This is a genomic window from Bacteroides sp. 1_1_30, assembly GCF_020982715.1.
GTDB lineage: Bacteria > Bacteroidota > Bacteroidia > Bacteroidales > Bacteroidaceae > Bacteroides > Bacteroides xylanisolvens.
The window spans coordinates 1-1,282 of the sequence record NZ_JAJKHN010000216.1; the positions used below are offsets into that span (position 1 = coordinate 1).

The 1,282-nt window shown below is 32.2% G+C and carries 1 protein-coding gene; it reads left to right on the top strand.

The window, feature by feature from the left end; translation table 11 throughout:
- Window positions 1-141 precede the first annotated feature (141 nt).
- Window positions 142-1,182: a winged helix-turn-helix domain-containing protein gene (locus LPH68_RS26265; protein ID WP_008776661.1), complete on the top strand. Its 1,041-nt coding sequence runs from the start codon at window positions 142-144 to the stop codon at window positions 1,180-1,182.
- The last annotated feature ends 100 nt before the right edge of the window (window positions 1,183-1,282 follow it).

Here is a 1,282-nt window from a genome sequence, read left to right on the forward strand (position 1 = left end):
GTCGGTCGCGTGGGCTCGGAGATGTGTATAAGAGACAGTTTTTGATATAACCAAAAACTCAAAATAGTTTTTATATTGTCTGTCAATTATTGCAAATAATGCTACCTTTGTGCTATTCAAACAGATAAAATAAGTCACGCTATGAAATTACTAACGAAACTAAGCGGTACAATTACATTTAAAGATAAACAAAAGATGCGCCTTTTGCTAATAATATTTATTCTGGAGATAGTATTATTTTTCATTCTAGGACAATTATATTGTGAGGCTAGAAAAAAAATGTTCAGTGAAAGAGTGGAAAGTGTTTTTAAAGCAGTTTTTTTGCAACATTTACAAGAAGATGCTTTTGATGGTTATTTTTACACTAGTGGGAGGAAACAGCGATTGGAGGAGTATCCTGATACGGTTTATATAACAGATGAAAGTGGAAAACGTGGATACTGCTTGGATAAAGAAAAAAGTTCTAAAAATGTAACATCTGATCCACGATTAAGTTTTTTACATACTGCTTATTTATCTAAACATCCTTTAGTAGTGGACTCTTTATATGAAAAATGGCAACTGCATTTGAAGCAGCAAAGTTTGTCTGGCACTTTTGCATTGCAGCTTTTGGTATCCGATAAAGATGAAAATATTACAGAAAGTGTATACCCTGACTCTTTTTTACATGAAAATTGTATACCAGAATTCGATATTACGGCAGGTTATCGTTGCGAGGTTGAAGTAAAAGGCTTTTTCTACTTTTCATTTTTTACTCTTGTGGGTGTAAGAGGCTTTGTTTATGGCTTTATTTATTGGCTGTGTGCAGTTATTATTAATATAGTGATATTTTTTAGAAAGAGATGGCAAAAGAACATTGTTGTTCCTACCTCTGTTCATATTTATCAAATGGACCAAGATATTATGTTTGATGCAGATTTGAGAAAGCTTATATTTGGTAAAGAGGAAATTCAGATACCACCACAAACAGCTATTTTATTAAAACATTTTTTAGAAGCTCCAGATTACATATTGAAAGACAAAGAAATCAAGAAAATATTTTGGTCGGATAAATCAAATAATGATCCGAGACTTCATAATGCAATAAGTCGTTTGCGAAGAGTTTTTGAGAATGTTCCATCTATTGAGATTCAAAGGTATGAAAATATTGGATATCAATTACAAATTAGAAGGAACAAATAAGAAACTATAATTTCCGATGAAATGGGATTTTTTTGAATAAGAGCCTTATCTCTATGATCTGTCTCTTATACACATCTCCGAGCCCACGAGACCATGGCTA

Bases quoted from the DNA above. Each gene is read 5' to 3' on its own strand.
- LPH68_RS26265 (WP_008776661.1), top strand. From the start codon at position 142: ATGAAATTACTAACGAAACTAAGCGGTACAATTACATTTAAAGATAAA.